The organism is Aliidiomarina indica (assembly GCF_015354615.1).
GTDB lineage: Bacteria > Pseudomonadota > Gammaproteobacteria > Enterobacterales > Alteromonadaceae > Aliidiomarina > Aliidiomarina indica.
Window position 1 is genome coordinate 214,865 of sequence record NZ_JACAVQ010000003.1, and the last position, 23,211, is coordinate 238,075.

Annotated in this window: 20 protein-coding genes; 13 read left to right on the forward strand and 7 right to left on the reverse strand. The window is 49.5% G+C overall.

All coding sequences use genetic code 11. The features are described 5' to 3' along the window. The first annotated feature begins 88 nt into the window (after positions 1 to 88). The 3 genes from fadB to tusA all read left to right on the forward strand — a co-directional run bounded on the left by fadB (position 89) and on the right by tusA (position 3,820). Positions 89 to 2,230 (forward strand): fatty acid oxidation complex subunit alpha FadB, encoded by a 2,142-nt coding sequence (gene fadB, locus HXZ99_RS06770; RefSeq protein ID WP_194756524.1) that lies wholly within the window; start codon positions 89 to 91, stop codon positions 2,228 to 2,230. Between the two features lie 18 nt (positions 2,231 to 2,248). Further along, positions 2,249 to 3,412 carry an acetyl-CoA C-acyltransferase FadA gene (gene fadA, locus HXZ99_RS06775; protein WP_194756525.1) on the forward strand — a complete coding sequence of 388 codons (1,164 nt, stop codon included), beginning with the start codon at positions 2,249 to 2,251 and terminating at the stop codon, positions 3,410 to 3,412. Positions 3,413 to 3,577: 165 nt separating this feature from the next. Then, a complete protein-coding gene (tusA, locus tag HXZ99_RS06780) occupies positions 3,578 to 3,820 on the forward strand; it encodes a sulfurtransferase TusA (RefSeq protein WP_194756526.1) in 243 nt (80 codons plus the stop codon). Positions 3,821 to 3,839: 19 nt separating this feature from the next. Here the strand turns inward: tusA and HXZ99_RS06785 are convergent, their stop codons facing one another. From HXZ99_RS06785 to HXZ99_RS06795, 3 genes are all read right to left on the reverse strand, one after another. Continuing rightward, positions 3,840 to 4,322 (reverse strand): GNAT family N-acetyltransferase, encoded by a 483-nt coding sequence (locus tag HXZ99_RS06785; RefSeq protein WP_194756527.1) that lies wholly within the window; start codon positions 4,320 to 4,322, stop codon positions 3,840 to 3,842. A 72-nt stretch (positions 4,323 to 4,394) separates the two neighbouring features. Beyond that, positions 4,395 to 5,495, reverse strand: a complete 1,101-nt coding sequence (locus tag HXZ99_RS06790) for a serine aminopeptidase domain-containing protein (protein WP_194756528.1) — start codon at positions 5,493 to 5,495, stop codon at positions 4,395 to 4,397. Positions 5,496 to 5,527: 32 nt separating this feature from the next. After that, entirely contained in the window at positions 5,528 to 6,124 is a 597-nt protein-coding gene (locus HXZ99_RS06795) for a DNA-3-methyladenine glycosylase I (protein WP_194756529.1), read from the reverse strand. A 98-nt stretch (positions 6,125 to 6,222) separates the two neighbouring features. Here HXZ99_RS06795 and glyQ point away from each other — a divergent pair, with 98 nt between their 5' ends. The 4 genes from glyQ to HXZ99_RS06815 all read left to right on the forward strand — a co-directional run bounded on the left by glyQ (position 6,223) and on the right by HXZ99_RS06815 (position 11,977). After that, a complete protein-coding gene (gene glyQ / locus HXZ99_RS06800) occupies positions 6,223 to 7,140 on the forward strand; it encodes a glycine--tRNA ligase subunit alpha (protein WP_194756530.1) in 918 nt (305 codons plus the stop codon). A gap of 2 nt (positions 7,141 to 7,142) precedes the next feature. Continuing rightward, positions 7,143 to 9,212 carry a glycine--tRNA ligase subunit beta gene (glyS, locus tag HXZ99_RS06805; RefSeq protein ID WP_194756625.1) on the forward strand — a complete coding sequence of 690 codons (2,070 nt, stop codon included), beginning with the start codon at positions 7,143 to 7,145 and terminating at the stop codon, positions 9,210 to 9,212. Positions 9,213 to 9,407: 195 nt separating this feature from the next. Next, positions 9,408 to 10,415 (forward strand): 2-hydroxyacid dehydrogenase, encoded by a 1,008-nt coding sequence (locus HXZ99_RS06810; protein ID WP_194756531.1) that lies wholly within the window; start codon positions 9,408 to 9,410, stop codon positions 10,413 to 10,415. After that, positions 10,415 to 11,977: an L-lactate permease gene (locus HXZ99_RS06815; protein ID WP_194756532.1), complete on the forward strand. Its 1,563-nt coding sequence runs from the start codon at positions 10,415 to 10,417 to the stop codon at positions 11,975 to 11,977. Before HXZ99_RS06810 ends, HXZ99_RS06815 begins: the two co-directional genes overlap by 1 nt. A gap of 127 nt (positions 11,978 to 12,104) precedes the next feature. On the opposite strand, the gene gyrB is transcribed toward HXZ99_RS06815, so the two are convergent. From gyrB to dnaA, 4 genes are read right to left on the reverse strand one after another with little or no spacing between them, the layout of a single operon-like run. Next, positions 12,105 to 14,522: a DNA topoisomerase (ATP-hydrolyzing) subunit B gene (gene gyrB / locus HXZ99_RS06820; protein WP_194756533.1), complete on the reverse strand. Its 2,418-nt coding sequence runs from the start codon at positions 14,520 to 14,522 to the stop codon at positions 12,105 to 12,107. 13 nt (positions 14,523 to 14,535) lie between these two features. Continuing rightward, entirely contained in the window at positions 14,536 to 15,630 is a 1,095-nt protein-coding gene (recF, locus tag HXZ99_RS06825; RefSeq protein ID WP_194756534.1) for a DNA replication/repair protein RecF, read from the reverse strand. Between the two features lie 26 nt (positions 15,631 to 15,656). Continuing rightward, positions 15,657 to 16,757, reverse strand: coding sequence for a DNA polymerase III subunit beta (gene dnaN / locus HXZ99_RS06830; protein ID WP_194756535.1), 1,101 nt, complete (start codon positions 16,755 to 16,757; stop codon positions 15,657 to 15,659). Positions 16,758 to 16,796: 39 nt separating this feature from the next. Beyond that, positions 16,797 to 18,212 (reverse strand): chromosomal replication initiator protein DnaA, encoded by a 1,416-nt coding sequence (gene dnaA, locus HXZ99_RS06835; protein WP_194756536.1) that lies wholly within the window; start codon positions 18,210 to 18,212, stop codon positions 16,797 to 16,799. 332 nt (positions 18,213 to 18,544) lie between these two features. Here dnaA and rpmH point away from each other — a divergent pair, with 332 nt between their 5' ends. The 6 genes from rpmH (at position 18,545) to mnmE (ending at position 23,161) form a co-directional block, all read left to right on the forward strand. Then, positions 18,545 to 18,679 carry a 50S ribosomal protein L34 gene (gene rpmH, locus HXZ99_RS06840; protein ID WP_143235735.1) on the forward strand — a complete coding sequence of 45 codons (135 nt, stop codon included), beginning with the start codon at positions 18,545 to 18,547 and terminating at the stop codon, positions 18,677 to 18,679. A gap of 24 nt (positions 18,680 to 18,703) precedes the next feature. Next, positions 18,704 to 19,078 (forward strand): ribonuclease P protein component, encoded by a 375-nt coding sequence (gene rnpA, locus HXZ99_RS06845; RefSeq protein ID WP_194756537.1) that lies wholly within the window; start codon positions 18,704 to 18,706, stop codon positions 19,076 to 19,078. Next, a complete protein-coding gene (gene yidD / locus HXZ99_RS06850) occupies positions 19,030 to 19,320 on the forward strand; it encodes a membrane protein insertion efficiency factor YidD (protein WP_194756538.1) in 291 nt (96 codons plus the stop codon). The genes rnpA and yidD overlap by 49 nt, the downstream gene beginning before the upstream one ends. A 2-nt stretch (positions 19,321 to 19,322) precedes the next feature. Continuing rightward, entirely contained in the window at positions 19,323 to 20,996 is a 1,674-nt protein-coding gene (gene yidC, locus HXZ99_RS06855; protein ID WP_194756539.1) for a membrane protein insertase YidC, read from the forward strand. 69 nt (positions 20,997 to 21,065) lie between these two features. Further along, complete coding sequence (locus HXZ99_RS06860; RefSeq protein ID WP_194756540.1) at positions 21,066 to 21,782, forward strand: type 2 periplasmic-binding domain-containing protein; 717 nt, start codon at positions 21,066 to 21,068, stop codon at positions 21,780 to 21,782. 2 nt (positions 21,783 to 21,784) lie between these two features. After that, the gene (gene mnmE, locus HXZ99_RS06865; protein WP_194756541.1) at positions 21,785 to 23,161 is read left to right on the forward strand and encodes a tRNA uridine-5-carboxymethylaminomethyl(34) synthesis GTPase MnmE; all 1,377 of its coding nucleotides are present in this window, start codon (positions 21,785 to 21,787) and stop codon (positions 23,159 to 23,161) included. The last annotated feature ends 50 nt before the right edge of the window (positions 23,162 to 23,211 follow it).

Below are 23,211 nucleotides of genomic sequence, written 5' to 3' on the forward strand. Positions count from 1 at the left end.
TCTTGTACTACATTAGCATATAGATACAAGAGTGAAACTTGAGTGTTTGCAGAGACGAGCTCTGCTTACCAGTCTCGGGAGACCACAGATGATCTACCAAGGTACCAACCTTCACGTTGACTTTATTGAGCCAGGAATCGCTGAACTTTTGTTCGACGCCCCTGGTTCTGTCAACAAGTTTGACGAAAAAACACTGAATGAGTTCAGTGATGCCCTCGACGCTTTAGCGACCAACACTGATTTGAAAGGAGTTTTGGTTCGCAGCAGTAAGCCTACTTTCATTGTCGGCGCAGATATCACCGAGTTCCTTACCTTATTTGCCGACGTTGAGAAAACCAAACAATGGGTGCATATGGCCTCACGCGTCTTCGATAAACTCGAAGACTTACCAGTACCCACCATCGCTGCCGTTAACGGCTTTGCTCTCGGTGGCGGCTGTGAAGCTATCCTCGCCTGTGATTATCGTATTGCCGATGAAACCGCAGTGATTGGACTGCCGGAAGTAAAACTTGGCTTGATTCCAGGTTTCGGTGGAACAGTTCGTCTCCCTCGTGTTATTGGTCCTGATAATGCCATGGAAGCTATTACGACCGGCGCCAATCACAAACCAGAAAAGGCGCTAGCCATTGGTTTAGTCGATGCTGTAGTGAAATCTGATCGCCTCAAAGAAGGCGCATTGACTATGCTGCGCGACGCCATCGCCGGTGAACTCGACTGGAAAGCTAAGCGTCAGCCAAAACTGGAAGCCCTGAAAGCAAATGACACAGAGAAATTGATGTCATTTAGCACCGCCAAGGGTTTTGTGTGGGCAAAGGCAGGGAAACATTACCCAGCCCCTCACGCTGCGGTTGAAGTGACTGAGCGGGGCGCAGACAAGGCCCGTGATGAAGCGCTAAATATTGAAAATGAACTCTTCGTTAAGCTTACCCAAACCGATGCGGCACGTGCTCAGGTAGGTATTTTCTTAGCTGACCAAGTCGTAAAAGGAAAGAGTAAGAAAGCAGCCAAATCGGCCAGCAAAGACATCAAACGTGCCGGGGTTCTCGGAGCCGGTATCATGGGTGGTGGTATTGCGTATCAAAGCGCCGTAAAGGGTGTGCCGGTTGTCATGAAAGACATTCGCCGGGAAGCGTTGGATCTGGGCCTTGCAGAAGCCTCTAAGATTCTGGGCAAAGGGTTAGAGCGCGGGAAGATTAATCAAAAAGTAGTGGCGAAAACCCTCACCTCCATCACCCCTACCCTGAATAACAGCGAGCTTGCCGATGTAGATATTATCGTTGAAGCCGTTGTGGAAAATCCGAAGATTAAAGGGTCGGTACTCGCTGAAGTAGAAAAGGTGGTGAGCAAAGATGCCATCATCACCTCGAACACCTCAACTATTTCTATCGATAAGCTCGCTGAGAACTTAGAAGACCCAAGCCGCTTCTGCGGTATGCACTTCTTTAACCCAGTGCATAAAATGCCTTTGGTTGAAATTATTCGCGGAAAGCACACGTCTGATGAAACCATTGCTGCGGTTATCGCTTATGCCATGCGAATGGGCAAAACACCGATCGTGGTGAATGACTGCCCTGGTTTCTTAGTGAACCGGGTGCTTTTCCCATATTTTGCCGGCTTTAGTCTATTACTCGACGATGGTATCGACTTCCCCGGTATCGACAAAGTCATGGAAAAAGAATTTGGCTGGCCCATGGGCCCTGCCTACTTATGTGATGTGGTAGGTCTGGATACGGCAGATCATGCAACCCACGTGATGGCGGAAGGCTTCCCAACACGTATGGCACGTGATGAGAAAGGTGCTATTGCCCAGCTTGCCAAAAATGAACGCTACGGACAGAAAAACGGGAAAGGCTTCTACGAATATAGTGTCGACAAAAAAGGTCGTCCGAAGAAAGTGGTTAATCCGGATGTGTACGACATCATTGGCAAGAAAGAGGCCTCTGCAGAGAAAGATGAAATCATCGCCCGCTGCATGATCCCCATGGTCAATGAAATGATTCGTTGTCTCGAAGAAGGCATCGTCGATAGTGCAGAAGAAGCAGATATCGCATTGATCTATGGCCTGGGTTTCCCGCCATTCCGGGGCGGCGCGTTCCGTTATCTAGAAACCGTAGGTTTGAATAAATTTATTGAGTTAGCCGACAAGTACGCCGATCTGGGCGAGATGTACCAGGTAACTGACGGTTTGCGTGAGAAAGCCAAACATGGCGAATCTTACTTTAAAAGCTAACTTCGAACGGAGATTGTTATGAAAGACGTCGTAATTGTTGATGCAATTCGTACACCTATGGGCCGTTCGAAAGGCGGTGCATTTCGCAATGTACGTGCAGAAGATTTATCTGCTGAATTGATGAAAGGGTTGCTCGCTCGCAACCCAAATGTCGATCCCAATGAATTGGAAGACATTTATTGGGGTTGTGTACAGCAAACGCTAGAGCAAGGCTTTAACGTAGCCCGCAATAGCGCCCTACTTGCTGGTATTCCACATAAAGTGGGGGCAGTTACCGTGAACCGCTTATGCGGATCATCGATGCAAGCCATTCACGATGCCACACGTGCTATTCAAACCGGCAACGGCGATATTTTTATCGCCGGCGGTGTGGAGCACATGGGCCATGTGCCGATGATGCATGGTGTTGATTTTCACCCAGGCTTGAATCGCACTGTGGCGAAAGCTGCAGGCTCTATGGGTTTAACCGCAGAGCTACTTGGGAAAAAGTTTGGTGTCAGCCGCGAAGCACAAGATGCTTTCGGCGCGCGTTCTCATCGATTAGCGCACCAAGCGACATTGAGCGGCGAGTTCGACAATGAGATTTGGGCTGTGAACGGACATGATGAGCATGGCGTACTCAAACGCTTTGCCCATGACGAGGTTATTCGTCCAGAAACTACCGCCGAAGGCTTAAGTAAGCTTCCGCCCGTATTTGACCCTGCTAACGGCACGGTAACTGCGGGAACGTCGTCTGCAATTTCAGACGGTGCTGCAGCAACGTTAATTATGTCGGCGGAACGAGCAAAGCAGCTAGGGCTTACCCCTCGCGTGAAAATTCGGTCTATGGCCGTCGCTGGTTGCGATCCATCTATTATGGGTTACGGTCCAGTGCCAGCTACCGAAAAGGCATTGAAGCGCGCAGGCTTAACGATTCAGGATATCGATTTGTTCGAGCTGAATGAGGCCTTTGCGGCTCAGGCTATTTCCGTACTCAAGGGCTTAGGCATTGAGGAACACATGGATAGCAAAGTGAACCTCCACGGCGGTGCCATTGCTCTTGGTCACCCGCTTGGCTGTTCGGGTGCGCGAATCAGCACCACCTTGATTAATCTGATGGAGCAAAAAGGCGCGACTTTAGGGTTAGCGACCATGTGCATTGGTTTAGGTCAGGGTATTGCGACTGTATTTGAGCGGGTGTAAGGCGGTGCGTTGGTTCGTGGCCCGAGTATTTATCAGCACCTGACCAACGCGGTGCATTGGCTACTCGATAAGCGATGTAGTTGCCCACAACCCCACAAATAGTATAATAGAGCCAGTGCTGAATTCAGCACTGGCTTTTATTTTCCGTTCACTGAGATATCCGCGATGGCCCCATTTAAAAGTGCAGATCAGGAACTAGATACCCTTGGCCTTCGCTGTCCAGAACCGGTCATGATGATTCGCGGCAAAATCCGACACATGGCCAGCGGCGAGAAACTATTGGTGATTGCTGATGATCCGGCAACCAAGCGCGACATCCCTTCCTTCTGCCGCTTTATGGACCATGAGTTGCTTGCTGAGCAAACCGAAAACGCGCCCTACCTTTACCTCATTCAAAAAGGCGGTTAACGGCTTTCTTTAGTCTCTATTACAGGGAGGCTTGCCAAAACTCGGCCTTCCCCATGCTTGCATCCAATTCATAAGGCTTAAATCCGAACTTGCGATAAGCCAACTTTGCCGGCTCATTGCCACTTAAAACCTCTAACGTCAGCTTACAGCAACCCCGCGCTTTGGCCTTTTCTGCCACCGCAGCGAGCAATTGTTGGGCGACACCCTGCCCTCGAAAGCCATCACGCACGGCAATGTCGTGAATATTGCACACGGGGCTAGCAGCAAAAGTGGAAAACCCCTCCACACAATTCACCAAACCGACAGGTTCACCTGCTTCACTCCACGCTAACAAGCTCCACACATGGGGACGTTTCGCCATTTCCGCGACCAAATTCTCTCGGGTCGCCTGAGGTAACGGGTCACCACCACCCATTGGATCTTGGGCGTAATGCTCAAGCATACTGAGTAACGCTGCTGCATGGGTTGGACTGCTATAGTCCACCACTTCTATTCGTAACATGTCCCTCATATCCCCCCTACTGTTTCTGGTTAAACACGAGAGGATGTTCCACATGGAACATCCTCCTTCTGATTAGTTCACGCCTTCGCCGATTTCATCTGTGTTCTCCAGTGTGCGACCAATAGCCTCATGATCAACCGGCTCGCCTAACCATTGGGAAATACGTGTTCTCTGTTCTTCTGTGCTCATCGCCATAATCACATGAGGATAACGATCATATAATTGAATGGTTAGTCCGTGTCGCGCCATGTATTGAGCCTCGAGCATCTGCCTCTGGACACCTTCGTAATCTGAAAACGCCTCTTCACTCAGGGGCTTGAATAACGCCAATATCTCTTGGCTAGGAGCAATGGAATCGTTATTCGAAAGTAATATTAAACTATTCTCTGGGATATAGCGGATGCGATTTTCTAGTCGTAGTTCATCACGCTCTACCGGGGTTTTGCTCATTACCCGCTGAAGTGCCGTATCAAAGCTGCGTTGGGGTATTCCTCGCATCAACCAACGATCGCCACGCATTCCGATGAACATGGCGTTCGCTGCGCTTTCAAAGTCCAACATAGGCGCAACTAAAATCGTTCCACTGACATCGTGGCCAGATTCAGATTGCATACGATTAAACTCAGTAACCCCCAACACACCCATAGAGACCCCTGCGGTGATCAAAGGTCGCTCTGGAAACTCACGGGCGATATACTCGACCAATGCAGAAATACCGTGGAGTCCAAATTCAAAGGGGGGATGCTCTGTGGGCCCAGAATTCACCAAAACTGGATAGCCTAAAGCGCGAAAATGCATCCCTAACGGCGCGGCGCCAGACACCGATGAAGTACCATAACCAGGGAAAATGATCACCAAGGGCTTATCTGCGTCGGTTGCCGGAGGAAAATCAAAACGCCCCTCTTCCGATAAATCAATATCGCGATCACCGTCACGCAAACTGAGGTTTGCGCGCCAAGAAAAACCCTCAAGAGGCATCCCACCGGACAAATCGAGAAAATGGGCACAGCCTTCCTGATTGCAATACCGCACTTGGTTGTCAGCAAAATGTTCAGTGATCTGCTGCATCCCTCGAACGTTATGCACATCTGTCGTCATCTTGCGCTCAATAACTGCGGCGCATCCTGTGAGCAATCCCAACATCACCAAAAGAGCAATACTTAGTCGCATCATGCGTGCTTCTCCTATCCTTAATTTTAATGAATCTATCGTTTGCTTGTATCGCGAAAATCGCAACCCAACAGGTGATCATTCACCATCCCCACCGCTTGCATAAAGGCATAGCAGATGGTTGGCCCCACAAAGTTAAAACCTGCTTTACGCAGCGCTTTCGACATCGCTTGTGATTCTGGGGTCTGCGTTGGAACATCAGCCATGGATTGAGGCGTATTCTGCTTCGCTTTGCCGCCGACAAATTGCCATAACCAATGGGAAAAATCGATGCCCTGTGCCTGCAATCCCATATAAGCATCGGCATTACGGAATATGGATTCGATTTTTAGCCGATTTCTAACAATTCCTGCGTTCTGCATTTGCTCCGCGATAAAAGCATCTCGTTTTGCCCCTTGCACCGCTGCAAGTTGAACCGGATTAAATCCCAAAAACGCTTCTTCATAGGCTTTTTGTTTCCGCAAAATGGTAATCCAGCTTAACCCCGCTTGTTGTCCATCTAAGCAAAGCTTGGCGAATAATTCCTGAGCATCAACAACAGGTTTGCCCCATACTTCATCGTGATATTGTTGGTAATCGGGAGCGTCACCACACCACGGACAACGATTTCTTGACGGATCCGGTGCATTCACGGCTATTCTCCCTGTAAATCGACGCAATGGTCAGGGTATAATCACACAAATCCCGGGTGCTTTACAGCACACATTCGGCCGAATTGAGTGGGAACTCCATGGAAAAATTTGATGTAAAAACATTTCAGGGCTTGATTCTTGCCCTGCAAGATTATTGGGCTCAACAAGGATGCGCGATTGTGCAGCCTTTAGATATGGAAGTGGGCGCGGGTACATTCCACCCCATGACTTTTTTGCGCTCGATCGGACCGGAGCCAGCGAGCTTTGCTTATGTGCAGCCGTGTCGGCGTCCAACGGATGGTCGCTATGGAGAAAATCCAAACCGCCTGCAACACTACTATCAGTTTCAGGTACTGATGAAGCCTTCGCCTGACGATATTCAAGAGCTCTACTTAGGCTCCCTGAAACTATTGGGCTTTGATCCATTAGTTCACGATATCCGCTTTGTAGAAGACAACTGGGAATCACCGACCTTAGGTGCCTGGGGCTTAGGCTGGGAAGTGTGGTTAAACGGCATGGAAGTGACCCAGTTTACCTACTTCCAACAAGTAGGTGGACTTGAGTGTCGGCCCGTCGCCGGCGAGATCACCTATGGTTTAGAGCGCCTCGCCATGTACATTCAGGGCGTCGATAGTATCTACGATTTAGTGTGGACCACGGGCCCTCGGGGCACTATCTATTATCGCGACGTCTTTCATCAAAACGAAGTGGAGCAATCCGCGTATAACTTCGAGTATGCCGATGTCGATGTGCTCTTCGCTCGCTTCGATTCTTGTGAAAAAGAGTGTGAATTGTTGATTGCCAACAATCTACCATTGCCCGCGTATGAACAAGTGATGCGCGCATCTCACGCGTTTAACCTCCTTGATGCGCGTCACGCCATTTCTGTTACCGAGCGTCAGCGTTATATTCTTCGTGTTCGCACCATGGCAAAAGCCTGTGCCGAAGCATACTTTGCTGCACGGGAGGCACTTGGCTTCCCGCTTGCCCAGGATCAGGGAGGAGCCTCCGCATGAGCATTGAAACCAACGATTTACTCATCGAGTTAGGTACAGAGGAACTACCACCGAAAGCGCTGAAAAGCTTAAGTGATGCTTTCACCCAGGGCATAGTCGCGCAACTCGAAAGCGCGCGCCTAAGCTATGAGCAGGTACGTTCTTTCGCTTCGCCACGCCGCTTGGCGGTGTGTGTGGAAGGCGTGCAAACAGCGCAAGCGGATGAAGTCGTCGAAAAACGTGGTCCTGCCGTACAAGCGGCCTTTGATCAAGACGGCAACCCCACCAAAGCGGCCCAAGGTTGGGCACGCGGTGTCGGTATTGACGTTGCCGACGCCCAGCGCCTCAGCACGGATAAGGGCGAATGGTTGATGTATGAAGCTACCGTAAAAGGAAAATCCTTACCTGAGTTAGTACAGGGCATGATTGAAGCGGCAGTGAAACAGCTTCCAATTCCTAAAACCATGCGTTGGGGTTCTGGTAGCCACCAATTTATTCGTCCTCTGCATCGCCTTACGGTTTTATTGGGCCAGCAGGTTATTCCCGCGGAGCTATTTGGCATTCAAAGCTCAAATAAGGTGACCGGTCATCGATTTCATCATCCGACCGACGTCACTGTGCCCCATGCCAAGCAATATGCCGATGTCTTGCGCGAGGCCCATGTGATTGCCGACTTTGCCGAACGTAAAGGGATGATTCAGCAATCGGTGATTGAGCTCGCAGAAGCAGAGAATGGTATTCCTGTTTGGGATGAGGATTTAGTGGATGAGGTCACCTCATTGGTGGAATATCCAGTGGCCTTAGTGGCCGGATTCGATGCGTCTTTTTTAGCGGTGCCGAAAGAAGCACTGATTTACACCATGAAAGACGATCAGCGTTACTTTCCGCTAATCGATGGGGAAAACAACCTGCTGCCGCGTTTTATCTTTATCAGTAATATTCAAAGTAGTGACCCAATACAAGTTACGTCTGGTAACGAAAAAGTAATTCGCCCTCGCCTTGCGGATGCGCAGTTCTTTTTTGAAACAGACAAGAAAACGCCGTTGGCGAATCGCCTTGAGAAACTTGATTCGGTGCTTTTCCAAAAAGAATTGGGCTCTATTGGTGATAAAGCGCGCCGCATCGCTGCCAACGCGAAAGCCATTGCCTCGGCCCTAAACGCCGATGCCAATGCTGCAGAACGGGCCGGTTTGTTGGCAAAAGCCGATCTAGTGACCAATATGGTCATGGAGTTCCCCGAGGTTCAAGGGGTGATGGGAATGCACTACGCCCGTCACGATGGCGAGCCAGAGTTAGTTGCTGAGGCCATAGAGGCGCACTATCGTCCTCGCTTTGCCGGCGATGAATTGCCAATAAGCAACGAAGGTTGTGCGGTGGCCTTAGCCGATAAGCTCGATACCTTGGTGGGGATTTTTGCTATTGGCCAAACCCCGAAAGGCGATCGTGACCCCTTTGGTTTGCGCCGTGCCGCGATTGGCATGCTGCGTATTCTGGTAGAAAAAGAACTCAATCTCGATTTAAATATGCTGGTGAAAACAGCCATAGAATCCTACGGTAATTTGGTCAAAGCACCGAGTGAGGTACAGGATCAGGTCGTCGATTTCTTATTGGGCCGCTTCCGTGCCTGGTATCAAGATCAGCAGATTCCGGTAGATGTCATTCAAGCGGTGTTAGCCCGTCGCCCGACCATTGCGCTTGATTTCGACCGTCGCGTTAAAGCTGTGAGTGAGTTTCGAGCTAACCCACAAGCGGAAGCGCTAGCGGCTGCCAATAAGCGAGTCAGCAATATTCTCAGCAAAGCCGACGCTGTTAGCCAAGCTATCGATGAGAGCCTGCTGACGGAAACCGCAGAGAAAGCTCTATACAGCGCACTGCAAGGCATTCGTGACCAAGTACAGGGTGCTGCAGAGTCGGGTGACTATGCAGCAGCGTTAACAGCGCTTGCGACCTTGCGGGAGCCGGTTGACACCTTCTTTGATGACGTCATGGTGAATGCGGACGATGCAGATATTCGCGCAAACCGCCTCGCGCTGCTCAATCAATTACGTAATCAGTTTTTAAATATTGCAGATATCTCATTACTGCAAAGTTAAGCTGCGTTTGATGTTCATACTGTAAAACAGCGAAGCCCCAACCACCGTGTTGGGGCTTTTTTTATGGTGGGTGCTATCGACGTTGTCACCCTTTCTTTAATTAATACGTTAATTCAATTAATTAGGGCCTAGATCAATAGATCACAGGAGGGAATTCGATACTATACTTGGGTAAATCTCTGATTGAGGATTGCCATGAAAATCGCATTTTTTAGCAGCAAAACCTACGACCGAAATTCATTTACTCAGGCTAACGCCGGTCATGCCCACGACATGACATTCTTTGAGTTGCCGCTCAATCAAGACTCTGCGAAGTTAGCACAGGGTTACACTGCCGTTTGTGTTTTCGTCAATGACATCGTGAACAAGCACGTGCTTGAGCTTTTGAAAGCCGGTGGCACCGAGCTTATTGTGTTGCGCTGCGCTGGCTTTAATAACGTCGACTTGGTAACCGCAGAACAACTGGGAATTACCGTAGCACGCGTTCCCGCCTATTCCCCCCACGCGGTAGCGGAGCACGCCTTGGCGTTAATACTCACCCTGAATCGTAAAACCCATCGTGCATACAATCGCGTGCGCGAAGGGAATTTCGCGCTAGATGGATTGCTCGGCTTTGATCTTGCGGGTAAAACCGTGGGAGTTGTGGGTGCAGGTAAGATTGGCCTTATATTTGCGCGTATTATGCACGCTATGGGATGTCATGTGTTAGTAAGCGACCCAGAGCCAAGCGAGGAAGCGCAAGCGGAGTTTCAGTTAGCGTCTATGGCGGATCTGATTGCCAACGCCGATATTATTTCTTTGCATTGCCCGCTGACACCACAAACACATCATCTTATTAATGCAGAAGTGCTAGACGCCTGCAAGAAGGGCGTGATGCTAATAAACACTAGTCGCGGCAAAATGGTGGATACCAAGGCGGCCATCCAAGCGCTTAAATCCGGGCAATTGGGCGCCCTAGGATTAGATGTTTACGAAGAAGAAGGCGATTTGTTTTTCTCGGATCTCTCCTCACAAGTCATTCAAGATGATGTGTTTATGCGTCTACTCACCTTCCCTAATGTTCTGATTACAGGTCATCAAGGCTTCTTTACCCGTGAGGCGTTGAAAAACATTGCCGATACCACCCTTGGTAACGTATCCGCGTTTCAACATGGGGTTGGTCACTTGTATCAGGTTACTGCAGAGAAACTTGCAGGCCATTAATGGATAGCCCTGTTCTATTTATCTTCGCCCTATGTATGCCGTTTATCGTTATTTTGGTCGGCATGATAGGCCTGCGTTGGAGCGCCCTGAAAGCGGGCTTTATCTCTTTCTGTATGAGCGTGGCTGTGCTACCAAGCTTGCTTGGGGTGAGCTTGCATGGGATGGCGTCAGATATCGTTCCCGGCTCTGCCCTTGAGAGTTTGATAACAAGCATCAGCATATTGTGGATTATTTTTGGCGCCCTCTGTATCTTCTATTTGCAACAAGCCACAGGGGCACTAAAAGCCATTCAAGATCTGCTTGCGCGGTTGCATCCGGACCCACGGGTAAGCGGCCTATTTGTAGCCTGGTTCTTTTCTCTATTTATGGAAGGCGCTGCAGGATTTGGTACCTCAGCCGCCCTTGCCGCTCCCTTTTTGGTCGCCGCAGGATACCGGCCAGTGATGGCTGTGGTACTCGCGTTATGGGGACATAGTTTAGGGGTTATGTTTGGTGCCGTGGGTACGCCTGTCATTACCCAGTCCATTCTGTTACAGCATTCTGAGTTACTGCTTGCACAAGCAGCGGTACCCTTTGCATGGCCTGCTGGCTTTGTACTTGCAATAGCGTTGTGTTGGTTCTGTTTTGTCCACTACCAACATCAAGGCGCGCCGTTGACGACTCACCGAAACGGAGTTCATCGAAGTCATGTCGTTGCCATGGGCAGTTTCGCCGCGCTCACTTTTCTGCTGCCGTTTACCCTGTTCGCGATTTGGACCGGCCCTGAACTTCCCTCCTTGCTCGGTGCTATTCTAGGGGGTTCTGCTTTTATACTAGGGATGCGCTTCGTATCCAAACCAGATGCGATGATAAAGTCGGAACTGGATACCCGCACTGAATCCAGCATGGGTGCCATGAAAGCTTTGGCACCCTATCTTATATTAATTGCACTCGTTCTCGTTACCCGTCTTGAGCCTTCGATAAAGGTCTACCTGCAATCTATGACATTGATGTGGCAGTGGCGTGGCTACTCAGGGTCTTTTGCCTATGCCTATCATCCAGGCACCATGTTGCTCTTGGCTTTCGTACTGGCGTCCCTCGTGCAAAGGGCAACCCCGTCCCAACTAGGTCGCGCCATAACAAACGCCGCGGTAAGGTTACTTTTCGTATCTGCGGCGCTATTTGTCATGATTCTGTTGTCGCGTGTGCTGTTGCATCTTGGCGCCATCGCGTTGTTAGGTGAGTATGTTGCTGCCTTTACCGGGGCCGCCTGGCCGTTCTGGTCGGTGTGGATTGGTGTACTCGGCACCTTTATTACCGGGTCGGCCACGTCATCCAATATCCTGTTCAGCGAATTTCAGCAATCTGCTGCGCATGCTTCCGGGAACCCTACCTTCCCATTGCTGGGTGCGCAAACTTACGGCGCCGCCATAGGCAACATGATTTGCCCTCATAACATTATTGCTGCCGGCGCCACGGTGAACATTCAAGGTCAGGAAGGCCAAGTGATGCGCTTTACCCTTCCGATGGCGGCGTTGTTGGCGTCCATTGGCGGTATTACCGCGATGGTGCTCACATGGTAGTGGTGGGCCAAGGGCTAAACAAACAAAAAGGCAGACCCTGAGGGTCTGCCTTTTTTATAGGTTTCATTGTGTCGGCTGCATGTTCTACATGCGATGTTCCACGTGGAACATCGCAGCAAAACCGAACCTAGACATCAAGGTTTGCTACTTTCAGTGCATTACTTTCAATAAAGGCACGGCGCGGCTCGACCTGATCACCCATTAAGGTTGTGAACAATTGGTCACACGCGATAGCGTCTTCAATGGTTACTTGCAACATGCGACGAGTCTCTGGATCCATCGTCGTTTCCCACAGTTGGCTAGGGTTCATTTCACCCAAACCTTTGTAGCGTTGAATATAAAGACCACGCTTCGATTCGCTAATGAGCCATTCGATTGCTTCAACGAAATCGGCTGCATGCTGAACTTTCTCGCCCCGCTGCACGTAACCACCCTCTTCCATTAAACCATTAATCTCGGTTCCTACCGAAGCCAATCGGTCGTAATCGCGGCTCACTAAGAACTCATAGGTTAATGGGAAGTCGGTATACACACCGTGACGGCGTAACCGAACCACCGGCAGATAGGCACCGCGGTCTTCGTCAGTGACAACTTTGATTTCATAAGAGGCAGAATCTTTCTCTTTATCCATCAAATCTTGGGTGAAGGTTTCCGCCCAGCGATTCACAAAGGCTTCGTCTTTTAAGTTTTCCGCAGTTAACCGCTCTGCATACACCAATCGTGACAGCACATGTTTGGGCAAACGACGACTTAAGCGATTAATGGTATCCATTGCGAATTGGTAGTCTCGTACCATTTTCTCCAGAGCGACACCGGTAATGCCTGGCGCCTCTGCATTCACGTGCAAAGACGCACGATCAAGCGCTAAGCTAGTGAGGTACTGAATCAAACCTGGGTCGTCTTTAATATAGGTTTCTTGCTTGCCCTTTTTCACTTTATAAAGGGGTGGCTGCGCAATATAGATATATCCGCGTTCAACCAATTCCGGCATTTGCCGATAGAAGAAGGTCAACAATAAGGTGCGAATGTGTGAGCCATCCACGTCCGCATCCGTCATGATAATTATGCGGTGATAACGGGTTTTATCTGGATTGTATTCATCGCGACCGATGCCACAACCAAGTGCGGTAATCAGTGTTGCCACTTCTTGCGACGATAACATCTTATCGAAGCGAGCTTTCTCGACGTTTAGAATTTTACCTTTCAGCGGAAGGATTGCTTGATTCTTACGATTACGTCCCTGCTTCGCAGAGCCGCCCGCAGAATCACCCTCCACAATATAGAGTTCAGATAATGCTGGATCTTTCTCTTGGCAATCGGCCAATTTACCTGGCAGACCTGCCAAATCTAACGCGCCTTTGCGTCGTGTCATTTCTCGCGCTTTGCGCGCAGCTTCACGGGCCCGAGCAGCATCGATAATTTTCTGTACAATCACTTTGGCATCGGTTGGATTCTCGAGCAGGAAGTTATTCAAATGTTCGTTCATTGCCTGCTCAACCGCACTCTTCACTTCCGAAGACACTAGCTTGTCTTTCGTTTGCGAGGAGAACTTAGGATCAGGAACCTTCACTGAAATAACGGCCGTTAAACCTTCCCGTGCATCATCTCCAGTGGCGCTGGTCTTTGCTTTGGCTGCAAAGCCCTCTTTCTCCATATAGCTGTTTAGGGTGCGGGTTAGGGCCGCCCGGAAACCAGCCATGTGGGTTCCGCCATCGCGCTGGGGAATCGTATTGGTAAAGCAATAGATATGCTCTTGGAAGGAGTCATTCCATTGCAAGCCTACTTCTACAGAAATGCCGTCTTCCCGTTCAACAGAGAACTGGAATACCTTTGGATGAATCGGTGTTTTCTTATCGTTCAAATAGCTTACAAATGCCGCGATACCACCATCGTATTTAAAGTGGTCTTTGCGATCGCTGCGCTCATCCACCAAATGTATCGACACACCTGAGTTCAAGAAACTGAGCTCCCGAACACGTTTAGCTAGAATATCGTAATGGAACTCGGTGTTGGTGAAGGTTTCGTGGCTTGGCCAAAAACGAATCTCGGTACCCTTTTTGGTTGTTTCGCCAATGGCGACGATATCGGAATCTGGGTTACCGTGGGTGTAGTTTTGCTTCCAAATTTTACCTTCACGCTGGATGGTGAGGGTCAGCTTTGCGGATAACGCATTCACTACAGAAACACCAACGCCGTGCAATCCACCGGAGACTTTATAAGAGTTGTCATCGAACTTACCGCCCGCATGCAACACCGTCATAATAACCTGAGCTGCAGAGACACCTTCTTCCTCGTGCATCTCAACAGGAATGCCTCGGCCGTCATCTCGTACCGACACCGAACCATCAGAGTGAACTGTGACGTAAATCTCACTACAGTGTCCTGCCAGCGCTTCATCGATAGAGTTATCGACAACTTCGAACACCATATGGTGCAAGCCAGTCCCGTCATCGGTATCACCGATGTACATTCCGGGTCGCTTACGTACCGCATCTAGACCCTTGAGGACTTTAATACTCGATTGATCGTAGTTACTAGCAGACATACATTATTCCTGTTTAATCAACTTTGATTGCTCCATGTTCCACGTGGAACAATCGGGTTTCGGTATTCGCAAAATAGTTTTCTAATTTTTCTTCATCTATCGTTGTTACGAACACCTGACTTCCACTGGCAACTAATGCATCGCATAGTCGCTTTTGGTTCGCTTGGTCGAGCTCCGCGGGGAGATCGTCCACCAAGAACACACAAGGCTGCCCACGGCGTTCTTGGTAATCGGCCCCCTGCACTAAACGCAGCGCGGCGACCAACAATTTTAACTGCCCTCTGGAAAGACGCTCGCGAGCGTCTACGCCATCGGCCCTAATTTGCCATTCTGCCTTATTTGGACCCACGCTGGTATAACCTTGGCGCTTATCCAATTCCAGCTTATCCGCAAGCGCCTCGGCTAGGCTCTGCGCTTCGTTCCAGCCTGGCATCAATCGAAATTCAAAATGATACTGGGGCAAAAACTGATGGCAATACTGGTTCAGTCTTGCATTTAAGCCATCTAAATATTCTGCGCGGGCACGGGTGACACGCTCCCCTGCATCCGCCAGTTGTTGATCCCAATAGGCCCCGCCTTGTTGATCAAAGTCGCGTTGTTTCAACAAACTATTGCGTTGTTTTAGCAGTCGGGAAAAAGTGAGCCAATCGCTATAATGGCTGTGTTCCACGTGGAACAATCCCCAATCCATATACTGCCGCCGCAAGCGCGGACCATCGGTAACCAACTCTACACCCTCGGGTGTAATTAACTGTACCGGAATTAAACGTGCTAGCGCACTAAAACGTTTTTCGGCCTCACCATTTAAACGAATCTCGGTGTCACCGTTGCGTTGTCGGCGAAACCCAATCCGATAGTGTAAATCTTTATCTTCCGTCGACGGTTGAATCCGCGCAAACAGGGTATAGCTATCACTCTCGTCTTGCACGATTTGTCGAACTTGATGCGTTCGAAAAGAACGTCCAAACCCTAAACTATAAATGGCCTCAAGTAAGCTTGTCTTTCCGCTGCCATTCTCTCCACAAATCACATTAATTCTTGGACAGGGCGTTAACTCGGCGCGCTCAATATTACGAAAATGCTCAATAATTAACTGATGAATATGCATATTAGCTCAGCGGCGCCGAGCACCCACTAAAGGCGCATCGGCATCACAACGTAGAGCGCACCATCGTCGGCATTGTCTTCCACGATGGCACTGCTATTAGGGTCGCTTAAGGTAAGCTTCACTTGCTCCCCTTCAATCGCGTTTAGAACATCGAGCAAATAGGTGATGTTAAATCCAATTTCAAATGATTCGCCGCCGTACTCAACTTCCAGCTTTTCTTCTGCTTGTTCTTGCTCTGGGTTATTCGCCGTGAGCACAACTTCATTTGCAGATAGACCCATGCGAACGCCACGGAATTTTTCATTGGATAAAATCGATGCCCGTACACAGCTTTGGCGCAATAGGTCACGATCCGCGACAACAATACGATCGCCGCCCTGAGGCAATACACGTCGATAATCAGGGAATCGGCCATCGAGCAGTTTGCTGGTAAAGGTCATGCTGCCGGTGCTTACACGAATATGATTCTGGCCAAGGGATAAAGATACCGGGGCATCGTCATCAGCCAGCAATCGCAGCAGTTCTGTTACTCCTTTACGTGGCACAATCACTTGCTTATGTGGCAGTCCGCTTTGTTCCAAGCCAACCGCGGCTAAGGCCAACCGGTGGCCGTCTGTGGCAACCGTACGCAACACGTCGTCGTTTACTTCAAACAACATCCCGTTGAGGTAGTAGCGAACGTCTTGATTTGCCATGGAGAAATGGGTCTTTTCCATCAGCGCTTTTAGCTCGCCCTGACTCATCTCAATTTGAATCTCACTTTCCCACTCATCGATATTCGGGAAATCAGAGGCAGGAAGACTACTTAGCGTGAATCGACTCCGGCTCGCGCGTACAATCACTTTGTCGTCGCTTGCCTCAAATTTCACATCCGCACCTTCCGGAAGACTCCGCACAATATCAAGAAGCTTTTTCGCGGGTACCGTTACATCCCCTGGGGTAGCGTCATCGAGACCCACATCCGATACCAACTCCACTTCTAAATCGGTCCCGGTCATGCGCAACTGCTCATCCGTGACCTGAATAAGTACATTACTTAATATAGGTAAGGTGTTTCGGCGTTCAACAGCTCCGCTAACCACCTGCAACGGCTTCAGCAGTGCATCTCGGCTAATTGTGAATTTCATGGGGTTCGCTCCCTTTATTTTTATTCGTTAACACCTGCATCAAACCGATAACGTACGGTTCAGGTTACGGTAGTCTTCTTGTATTTCGTGATCCGATTCAATCAGCTCTTTCACTTTTCGGCAGGCATGCAGCACCGTGGTGTGATCCCGACCACCAAAAGCGTCGCCAATTTCCGGCAAACTATGATTGGTTAACTCTTTTGCCAACGCCATCGCCACTTGCCGCGGACGCGCAATGGAGCGGCTACGTCGCTTCGAAATTAAATCAGATACTTTAATATTGTAATATTCAGCGACCGTGCGCTGAATGTTGTCGATGGTAACAAGGCGTTCCTGTGCAGCAATAAGATCGCGCAGTGCTTCTTTCACGAAATCAATCGTAATGTCGCGGCCAGTAAGCGTCACGTTAGCGATTACGCGATTTAATGCCCCTTCCAGCTCCCGAACATTAGAGCGCAAGCGCTTGGCGATAAAGAAGGCCACTTCATGGGGGAGCTTAATTTTTCGCTCTTCCGCTTTCCGTTCAAGGATAGCCACCCGAGTAGGTAATTCTGGCGGCTCAATAGCCACCGTTAATCCCCAGCCAAAACGCGACTTCAATCGTTCATCAACGCCTTCGATCTCTTTTGGGTACACGTCACTTGTTAGTATAACCTGTTGATTTCCCTCAAGAAGCCAATTGAACGTGTGAAAGAACTCATCTTGAAAGTGCTCTTTCTTGGCAAAAAACTGCACATCATCAATCAGCAATGCATCGACGCTGCGATAACTCTCTTTAAAGTTGTCGATTTTATTATGCTTCATGGCATACACCATGTCTTGCACAAAGCGTTCAGCGCGCAGGTAATACACTTTCGCGTCTGGCTTGTTTTTTAGAATGCCGTTACCAATGGAATGTAACAAATGGGTTTTACCCAGACCCGTTCCTCCATAAATAAACAGAGGGTTATAAGCCTTACCTGGGTTTTCGGCGACTTGTAGCGCAGCGGCGCGGGCCAGTTGGTTTGATTTACCTTCAACGAAATTGTCAAAGGTGTGGTTCGGCTGCAAATTACTGTGTTGCAACGAAACCGGGCGTTCACCTTGCTTTAAATTCGATTTCTTACGGCTAGTGTTTTCAACTTCAGTTTGCGGTTCTGAATTGTCGGTGGGCACATCCGCCGTAGCACCATTTACACCGTTCGTTTTCGCAGCCGGCGCACTCACTTTACGAGCACCCCCCACGCGTAGCTCAACATTCGGCGATTGCTCACCGCCCTCGGCACGCATGAAGGTCATAATTTGTTTTAGGTACTTGTCTTTAACCCAATCCATCACATAGGTGTTTGGGGCATACAAAAACAATGTATTGTTCTCGAAGTCTGCTTGTAGTGGACGAATCCAAGTGCTGAACTGCTGAGCAGGTAATTCATTTTGCAAGCGAGCAGCACACTCTTGCCATAATGGATTACTCACAGCAGACCTCGTGAATGTATGTTGTACCGTTAACCGTCACCGGCGAACTCCTGTTCTTATTATTTGGGCATGATAACTAAAACTAGGAACCAAATCATAACGAGCAAATGGTCGATTCCTGATCCCCCGATCCTCTACGAGATCGTTGTTTCTTACCACATGAAACCGGACTCTCCATTGTACGGAATTAAAGGGGTGGACGCCAGTGTTTTGACCCCAGAAAAGCAGACTTATCCACAGGCATTTTTTTCTGATCCTATTTGACAGGGATCGATTTTACGGGTAGAATCCGCGCTCATTTTGAACGACATACCAGCTACGGAATTACAGCAATGAAAAGAACATTTCAACCAAGCGTACTGAAACGCAAGCGTACTCATGGCTTCCGTGCACGCATGGCAACAAAAAATGGCCGTCAAGTTTTGGCCCGCCGTCGTGCCAAGGGACGGAAGCGTCTGGCTGCTTAACTAGCAACTAGCTCAGGCTGCTGAGTGAATCAGTATTCATACTCTCGGGAGTTACGTCTGTTAACTCCCGCAGATTTTCAAAACGTATTCAACTCCCCTCCCGTGAAAGCAGTGAGCACGCAGCTCACCATGCTCGCAAAACCTAATGATCGGAATTATCCTCGTTTAGGCACTACTGTCAGTAAAAAAGTCGCCAAAAAAGCCGTGGATAGAAACCGAATCAAGCGAATCATGCGCGAAACTTTCCGTTTACAGCAGCATAAATTGTCGGGCTTTGATATTATCGTCATCGCTAAGCCCGGGGTGAACGATTTGGATAATCAAGCCCTGAGTGATTTGTTAAACTATTTATGGCGAAAATTAAGCAAGCGTTGTACGCAATACTCGTCGGAGTCATGACGTTACTGATCCGAATATACCAGCTGGTGATTAGCCCGCTGTTGGGTCCGCGCTGCCGATTTTTACCAACCTGCTCAGAATACGCCATGGTTGCGCTTAAGCGCCACGGCCCATTTAAAGGCAGTTTGCTCGCCATACGTCGCATAAGTAAATGTCATCCCGGGCATCCGGGTGGTTTTGATCCGGTTCCCGAGAAGAAACGCAACGCGGAAACCCAAAAAACGCAACGAGAGACAAAGTAACTATGGATTCGCAACGTACAATTCTGGTTATTGCCTTACTGGTCTTATCATTTTTTATGTACCAGCAATGGCTAATCAAAGACGCCGCCACAACCCCTGGGATTGATCCTACCTCTGCCCCTGCGGAGCAAATTCAACCTCGCGATGCGGACGTACCTATGGGCGACGCAGATGTTCCCGTAGCAGAGGGTTCTGATGCAAGCGTTCCAGCCGGTGCAGAGACAACCGCAACCATGGGCCGCAGCATTTTCGTCAATACAGACACCCAACGCGTTGAAATTAGCTTACGCGGCGGCGATATTATTCGCACTGAGTTGCTTAATCATGCGGAAACACTTGGCGAAGATGAGCGCTATACCATCCTTTTCCAACGTCCCGGTGAATTACATGTGGCCCAAAGTGGTCTAATTGGCCCAGATGGCATCGACAATCGCGAAGAGCGACCGCTGTATCGCGTTGACCAAACCGAATTTGCCTTAGAAGGCGATACCCTCACCGTTCCTTTGCACTACACCCTTGATGATGGCACCGAAATCACCAAATTGTTCACGTTTAATCGCGGCGATTATGCGGTTAAAGTTGGCTATCGTGTAGAGAACAACAGCGAAAACACAAAAACTGTATCGTTTTATGGGCAACTCAAACAGACCATGTTAAATGGTGGTCGTGGCAGTATGTTTATGCCGACCTACCGTGGTGCCGCCTACTCGAGCGATGGCAACCGCTACCGTAAATACAGCTTCGGCGATATTCGTGACCGCAACCTAAGTCAGAACACGCCTGCAGGCTGGGTCGCCATGCTTGAACATTACTTTGTGACCGCTTGGGTTCCTGATCAAGACGTCACCAACCGCCTGTACAGCAACAGCAACGCTCTTGACGAAGCCATGATTGGTTTCATTGGTCCACAAACCACTGTGGCGCCGGGAGAAGTACTTGAGCTTAACAGCGTGCTTTACACAGGTCCGAAAGATCAGGCGCGTTTACGTGAAATTGCCCAGCATTTGAACCTGACCGTTGATTACGGCTTTCTCTGGTGGCTGGCACAACCTATCTATTGGTTACTGTCTTTCCTGCAATCTTTCGTGCATAACTGGGGCTTGGCCATTATTTTGGTGACCATCGTGGTGAAAAGTTTGCTTTACCCACTCACCAAAGCGCAGTATGTGTCTATGGCGAAGATGCGTAAAATTGCACCTCGCATGAAAGAAATGAAGGAACGTTTTGGCGATGATCGGCAGAAAATGTCGCAAGCCATGATGAAAATGTACAAAGAGGAGAAAGTGAATCCTCTCGGTGGTTGTTTGCCGATGTTGCTGCAATTGCCTATATTCTTAGCACTATACTGGGTACTTCTGGAAAGTCCGGAAATTCGCCACGCCGATTTCATGCTGTGGATTAACGACTTATCGAGCCGAGACCCGTACTTTATATTACCGCTGCTGATGGGTGCGAGTATGTACCTTATGCAACGCTTGCAGCCAACGCCGGTAACGGATCCGATGCAAGCGAAGATCCTTCAGTACATGCCGGTCGTATTTACAGTATTCTTCCTGTTTTTCCCTGCAGGTCTGGTATTATACTGGTTAGTAAGTAACCTGATTTCGATTACCCAGATGACATACATCTACCGGCAAATCGATAAACAAGGGTTAGGAAACAAGAAAAAAGCCTGATCGGACGCAACTTAACGTAGTAAAGCCCGGCAGGAAGCCGGGCTTTTTTACAGCCAGAGGATATGTGGAGTGATAAATACAATTGCAAAAGGAATGATTGCAGGACTGTGTAGCCTGCTTGTTGCACTGGGCACACACTCAGCATTTGCATCGGAACGCGAGATTGTTATTGGCACCTTAAGCGACGTTGATTCATCACACCCAACGTATCAGTTAGTGCAAGAAGCATATCGACGCATAGGTGTCCGCACCCGCCTGCTGTCTTTACCCTACGAACGCAGTGAATACGAAGCCAACCGCGGCCGCATAGTCGATGCGGAACTTGCTCGTACCTCTGAAGCCGAAACCTTGTTCCCCAATTTAGTAAAAATCGACGTGCCCTTACAACCTGTCACCGTTACCGTGTTTACCAGTAACCCCGATTTGAAAGTGCGCTCTTACGCCGACTTACAAGACCTACGCATCGACACCGTTCGTGGGATGCAAGTCGTGGTTAGTCGTCTTGGTAATTTGCCATACACGGAAGTGGCCACGATCGAGCAAATCTTTAAGCGCTTAGAGAGTGGACGCAGCGATGTCGCTGTACTTCCCGGCGATGTCGCCAGTATTGTCTTGGAACGAATGAATATTCGCGGCGTATACCAACTGACGCCTAATCTAGAAGAACTCCTACTGTATCATTGGTTACACCTACAACATGCAGACTTGGCCGAACCCTTAGCGAAGGCCTTGCGCGATGTTATTGAAGAACATGAAGCGCAACAACAGTTATCCAAATCGAATTAACCATGAGTGAGCTCGACCTGCTAAACGACACCATTGTTGCTCAAGCCACACCGCCAGGAAAAGGCGGTGTCGGAATTGTACGTGTCAGCGGACCGCATGCAAAAAGCATTGCAGAACAATTGTTAGGTCATTGTCCCAAGCCCCGTTACGCCGATTATACCGGTTTTCGTGATGCGCAGGGCCAGCTCATCGATCAGGGCATTGCCCTTTATTTTGCCGGTCCGAACTCCTTTACCGGTGAAGATGTGCTCGAACTGCAAGGGCATGGCGGTCCTGTCGTGATTGATATGCTCATCAAAGCTATTCTAGCCACCGGTGTCGCTCGTTTAGCCCGCCCTGGTGAATTTAGCGAGCGTGCGTTTCTTAACGACAAACTCGATCTCGCCCAAGCAGAAGCCATTGCCGATCTTATCGATACAACCTCCGAGCAAGCGGCTCGTATGGCGCTACAAAGCCTGCAAGGTGAATTCTCACATCGCATTGATCAACTCGTTGATGCGGTGATTCATCTTCGCATGTATGTGGAAGCGGCGATTGATTTCCCCGACGAAGAAGTCGATTTTCTCAGTGACGGAAAAGTCGCCGCCGATCTGGAAGAAATTATAGATTCACTATTACGCGTAGAAGCCGAAGCAAAGCAAGGCAGCCTGCTCCGTGAGGGCATGCGCGTGGTTATCGCGGGTCGTCCGAATGCCGGTAAATCATCACTGTTAAATGCCTTAGCTGGGCGAGAATCGGCCATTGTGACCGATATCGCGGGCACCACCCGCGATGTCCTGCGTGAGCATATTCAAATTGATGGAATGCCCCTGCACATCATCGACACAGCAGGCCTGCGGGAAAGTCCGGATAAAGTAGAGCAAATTGGCATTGAGCGCGCGTGGGCCGAGATAGAACAAGCCGATCGGGTTTTGTTTATGGTGGACAGCACCGAAACCGATGCCATTCACCCCGATGATATATGGCCTGAGTTCTTCGCCCGTTTGCCGGACCATTTGCCCTTTACCGTCATACGCAACAAAATCGATCAAACCCACGAAAACAAGGGCTACCATGAGTACCAAGGCATCCCTCTGGTCGCTTTAAGCGCATCAACGGGTGCCGGCATTGAATCATTGCGCGAGCACTTAAAAGCATGCATGGGCTTTAATAACAGTATGGAAGGTGGCTTTATGGCGCGCCGCCGCCATCTCGACGCCATCGAACGCGCCAAATCCCACTTACTCTCCGGGCAAGAGCAACTCGAAGTATTTCAAGCTGGCGAACTGCTCGCCGAAGAGTTACGTCTTGTTCAACATCACCTAAGCGAAATCACCGGCGAATTTACCAGCGACGACCTGCTTGGAAAGATCTTTGGATCCTTTTGTATCGGGAAGTAGTAGAACCACAGGCTACCTCCCTAATATCTATGTTTAGGTCGCCCTTTTCT

Excerpts from the sequence above, each read along its gene's own strand:
- fadB (WP_194756524.1), top strand. The coding sequence starts at position 89 with ATGATCTACCAAGGTACCAACCTTCACGTTGACTTTATTGAGCCAGGA.
- fadA (WP_194756525.1), top strand. The coding sequence starts at position 2,249 with ATGAAAGACGTCGTAATTGTTGATGCAATTCGTACACCTATGGGCCGT.
- tusA (WP_194756526.1), top strand. The coding sequence starts at position 3,578 with ATGGCCCCATTTAAAAGTGCAGATCAGGAACTAGATACCCTTGGCCTT.
- HXZ99_RS06785 (WP_194756527.1), bottom strand. The coding sequence starts at position 4,322 with ATGTTACGAATAGAAGTGGTGGACTATAGCAGTCCAACCCATGCAGCA.
- HXZ99_RS06790 (WP_194756528.1), bottom strand. The coding sequence starts at position 5,495 with ATGATGCGACTAAGTATTGCTCTTTTGGTGATGTTGGGATTGCTCACA.
- glyQ (WP_194756530.1), top strand. The coding sequence starts at position 6,223 with ATGGAAAAATTTGATGTAAAAACATTTCAGGGCTTGATTCTTGCCCTG.
- HXZ99_RS06810 (WP_194756531.1), top strand. The coding sequence starts at position 9,408 with ATGAAAATCGCATTTTTTAGCAGCAAAACCTACGACCGAAATTCATTT.
- HXZ99_RS06815 (WP_194756532.1), top strand. The coding sequence starts at position 10,415 with ATGGATAGCCCTGTTCTATTTATCTTCGCCCTATGTATGCCGTTTATC.
- gyrB (WP_194756533.1), bottom strand. The coding sequence starts at position 14,522 with ATGTCTGCTAGTAACTACGATCAATCGAGTATTAAAGTCCTCAAGGGT.
- recF (WP_194756534.1), bottom strand. The coding sequence starts at position 15,630 with ATGCATATTCATCAGTTAATTATTGAGCATTTTCGTAATATTGAGCGC.
- dnaN (WP_194756535.1), bottom strand. The coding sequence starts at position 16,757 with ATGAAATTCACAATTAGCCGAGATGCACTGCTGAAGCCGTTGCAGGTG.
- rpmH (WP_143235735.1), top strand. The coding sequence starts at position 18,545 with ATGAAAAGAACATTTCAACCAAGCGTACTGAAACGCAAGCGTACTCAT.
- yidD (WP_194756538.1), top strand. The coding sequence starts at position 19,030 with ATGGCGAAAATTAAGCAAGCGTTGTACGCAATACTCGTCGGAGTCATG.
- yidC (WP_194756539.1), top strand. The coding sequence starts at position 19,323 with ATGGATTCGCAACGTACAATTCTGGTTATTGCCTTACTGGTCTTATCA.
- mnmE (WP_194756541.1), top strand. The coding sequence starts at position 21,785 with ATGAGTGAGCTCGACCTGCTAAACGACACCATTGTTGCTCAAGCCACA.